Source organism: Sulfurovum sp. (genome assembly GCF_041551015.1).
Taxonomy (GTDB): domain Bacteria; phylum Campylobacterota; class Campylobacteria; order Campylobacterales; family Sulfurovaceae; genus Sulfurovum.
In genome coordinates this window covers 1-3,878 of sequence record NZ_JBFENQ010000155.1, presented here as the reverse complement: position 1 = coordinate 3,878, position 3,878 = coordinate 1, and the positions used below count along the sequence as shown (strand labels likewise).

Sequence of the window (3,878 nt, the reverse complement as noted above, 5' to 3'; positions counted from 1 at the left end):
TTGTAAAGTTATAGTTTACCCCAAATACGCTATAATCTTTTAAAAATTTAGGGCAACAATGAACTTCGAAACCTACCCTTTTGAGAAACTCAATCAACTACTTGACAATGTGACACCTAACAGTGATTACTCTGCACTTAGCCTGACGATAGGGGAACCTCAGTTTGAGACTCCGACCTTTATACTTGAGGCACTCAAAGATGCTTCTGCATTGCTCAACAAGTATCCCAAAACGGCTGGTGAAACAGAACTGAGAGAGGGAATGTTGACCTATAACAAAAAACGTTTTGGTCTCACACTCACCAATGCGCAGATCATTCCAACTTTCGGAACAAGAGAAGTACTGTTTAATTTCCCGCAGTTTTTACTGCATGATGTGAAAGATCCGGTGATGGTGTTTCCTAACCCTTTCTATCAGATCTATGAAGGTGCGGCCAAAGCATGCAGGGCTGAAGTGATCTACCTCAATCTCAATGAAAGCAATCATTTTCAACCGGTAGTGGATGAAGCGGCATTGGCAAAAGCGGATTTTGTGATACTCAATTCACCGAACAATCCTACATCATCTGTGATGCAAATGGAAGATCTAAAACGTTGGGTAGAGTTGGCACTGAAACATGACTTTGTCCTTTTAAATGATGAGTGTTATGCTGACCTTTATTTGAATGAGCCTCTGCCGTCACTCCTCAATGCTAGTATAGAAGTAGGCAATGAAAGCTTTAAAAATGTGTTAGTGATCAACTCTATCTCTAAGCGTTCTTCTGCACCGGGGCTTCGTTCTGGTTTCATCGCAGGTGATGCAGAGATACTGAAAGAGTATATGGTGTACAGAACGTATGTAGGTTGTGCTTCACCGTTACCGCTTCAACATGCCGCTGCAGCAGCATGGGCTGATCAGGAACATGTAAAAGTATTTAGAGAAAAGTATAAAAAGAACTTTGAAGTAGCCAATGAGGTATTAGGGCTAGCGGCACCTGAAGCGACATTTTACATTTGGCTCAAAGTAGAAGATGAGATAGCCTTTACGACAAAACTCTATAAAGAGTATAATCTTAAAGTTATACCAGGATCTTTTTTAGGAAGAGAAGGTGAAGGTCAAGGGTATGTAAGACTGGCCCTTGTATACGAAGAAGAGTTAACAAGAGAAGCATTAGAACGAATTAAATTGGCATTGGAGCAATAATGGAAACCCCAGAAATACACATAGAAGAGTTAAAAAAAGACCCAGAGTTTTTAGCAAATATTAAAAGACTCGAAATCGAATGTAAAGAAGAAGAGAGTATTGCAAAAGGGTATCAGCTTTTAGATGCGCAGCTTATTATAGAGGCACCTGAAGATGAGATCAATGAGATCTTTACATTTATCGTCAACACAGCATTTGACAGACTGGCAGAAAAGCTCACTACTTCTCAGTCATTTGATATGAATAATGCTGAAGATTTAGCCACGGCAAGAGCCATCTATGAACATGGGATCCAGCGTTACAGTGAAAATGATAAAAAAGGTTCAAAAGAGATCTTTCTTGTATTAAACTATACCATAGACCATGCAGATCTAAAAGATGCGATGATGGTCCATGCAGCTGCAGTGATGGCGGGAAACAGTTTTGAAGACTTTATAGAAAACCTTGTAGATGTTGAAGGTGTAAATGAGCATGACCCTCTTGCCTTTTTTATTCAAACCTTTACGCAGCCGACAGATATTTTGCTCACGATGTTTGCAAAACAGGTCAAGCAGGCTAAAGAAGAACTCAAAGTACTGGATGAGTCAAAGGAAAAATAGGTGAAAAAAATACATTTTATAGGTATAGGTGGTATCGGACTTTCCGCATTGGCTAAGTTTCTTTTTAATGATGGACATAAGATCTCTGGTTCAGACATCAAGCAAACAGAGATAACCAATGATTTGGCAACTAACTTTGATGCGAAGATCACCATACCTCACCATCAAGATGCAGTGGAAGGTGTGGATAGAGTGATCTATTCTGCAGCTGTGCGCCCTAACAATCCTGAGTATCAAAAGGCAAAGGAATTAGGTATAGAATTACTTTCACGTAAAGAGTCTTTAAAAAGTATTTTAGGTGAAAAAGAAGTTTATGCTGTGGGTGGAGCGCACGGAAAGAGTACTACTTCAGCAATGCTGGCTTCAATCATACCTGAGTCCAACGCTCTGATTGGTGCAATCAGCAAAGAATTTGGTTCAAACGTACGACATTACCCTAACAACAAAGTGGTGTTTGAAGCAGATGAGAGTGATGAAAGTTTTTTAAATTCCAATCCGCATCTTGCGATTGTTACCAATGTTGAACCTGAACATATGGAATACTATGAGTATGATGAAGAACGTTTTTACAATGCATACAGAAACTTTTTATCTCTGGCTAAAATACGTGTGATCAATGCAGAAGATGAGTTTCTCTCTTCTTTGGAGATGGATAGCATTAAACTCTACCCTTCAAAAGATATTAAAAACATAGAGTTTGTCCTCGTAGATGGTGAACCGCATACAAAATTTGAACTCTTGGATCTCGGGTCATTTGAAGTATTCGGTTTTGGAAATCATATCGCTCTGGATGCTTCATTAGCGATATTGGGTGCTTTGGCACTGGGCGAAAAAGCAGAAGCGATAAGAGAGAACCTTTTACATTATAAAGGCATTAAAAAACGTTTTGATATCGTCCAAAACAGAGAAGAGTGTGTAGTGATAGATGACTATGGACACCATCCAACAGAGATAAAAGTAACGATGGAGTCATTGCAAATTTATAAAAATTTACGTGATTTTTCCAAACTCAATGTCATTTGGCAACCACATAAGTATAGCCGTACAATGGACAATCTGCATGGATTTGTAGAGTGTTTTGAAGGCGTAGATGAGCTTGTGATCCTTCCTATCTGGGCTGCGGGTGAGTTAAAGGTAGACATAGACCTCAAGGGAGCATTCAGTCGTTATACACTTCATATGGCAGATTCTGTTACGAAAGAAGATGGCATTGTCAAAGTGTTTAAAGACGGTCATATAATACAAGAATACAGTGATGGACTTGTAACAGCCTTTGGTGCGGGAGATATTACTTATCAGATACGCGGAGAGGCATAAGTTGATGCATTCGCAGGAGAGTAGCGAAAAAACGATTATTCAAAAACTGGATCTTGACGGGTATATCGATCAGTTCCAAAAGTTTTTAGCCAGAGAAAAACCTGTAGCAATGATGGGCGACATCAATCAGCATTATCGTTATATACAAGCACTCTCCAAAGTACAGTTTCCACTGCCAAAAACCGTACCGAATTTAGATAGAGAACTCAACCTTATCAAGAAACATGGGGTACTCTCCCTTGATGAGATATATGCTTTCGTGAACATGCTTTCATACTTTAATACGTTAAAGGCAGTAGGGTTCAGTGAACCGATTCTCTCTTGGATACAAGGCATAGAGATACCTGAAGAGATCATAGAAATCATAGGGTACTTTACTGCCGAAGGGGATATTAATACTGAACGTGATCCTGAACTGTACAAACTTGAACGTGCCATCAAGCAAAACAAGATAGATATCAAAGAGACACTCTATAAACTGGCACACTCCAGTAAGCTTAGAGACTATCTTGTAGATACACAGGTGCATTTTAATGGTGGAGAAGAGACTTTGCTGGTACGTGGAGGATTTAACAATGCGATTAAAGCCACTGTAGCAGCACGTAGTCCTGGAGGATTTTTTTATATCATTCCTCAAAGTATTTCTCACTTAAAGGAGAAAGAGTCTGCTCTGCTTAGCAGTAAAGAGGAGTTGATCTATACCTATTGCAAAAATATCTCGGCGATCTTTTTTAAGTGGGAACGTTTCTTGGCGTTTATCAATAAAGAGTATGATCGGT

At 39.4% G+C, this 3,878-nt stretch carries 3 protein-coding genes and 1 pseudogene; all 4 read left to right on the top strand.

Annotated features, from left to right (window positions below; genetic code table 11):
- Window positions 1–58: 58 nt before the first annotated feature.
- Complete coding sequence (locus ABZC96_RS08900) at window positions 59–1,183, top strand: succinyldiaminopimelate transaminase (protein WP_373030556.1); 1,125 nt, start codon at window positions 59–61, stop codon at window positions 1,181–1,183.
- Window positions 1,183–1,782: a hypothetical protein gene (locus ABZC96_RS08895; protein WP_373030555.1), complete on the top strand. Its 600-nt coding sequence runs from the start codon at window positions 1,183–1,185 to the stop codon at window positions 1,780–1,782. Before ABZC96_RS08900 ends, ABZC96_RS08895 begins: the two co-directional genes overlap by 1 nt.
- Entirely contained in the window at window positions 1,783–3,099 is a 1,317-nt protein-coding gene (murC, locus tag ABZC96_RS08890) for a UDP-N-acetylmuramate--L-alanine ligase (protein WP_373030553.1), read from the top strand.
- A gap of 4 nt (window positions 3,100–3,103) precedes the next feature.
- Window positions 3,104–3,878: pseudogene (locus tag ABZC96_RS08885) on the top strand (endonuclease MutS2); the annotation flags it as partial.

Excerpts from the sequence above, each read along its gene's own strand:
- ABZC96_RS08895 (WP_373030555.1), top strand. The coding sequence starts at position 1,183 with ATGGAAACCCCAGAAATACACATAGAAGAGTTAAAAAAAGACCCAGAG.
- ABZC96_RS08900 (WP_373030556.1), top strand. The coding sequence starts at position 59 with ATGAACTTCGAAACCTACCCTTTTGAGAAACTCAATCAACTACTTGAC.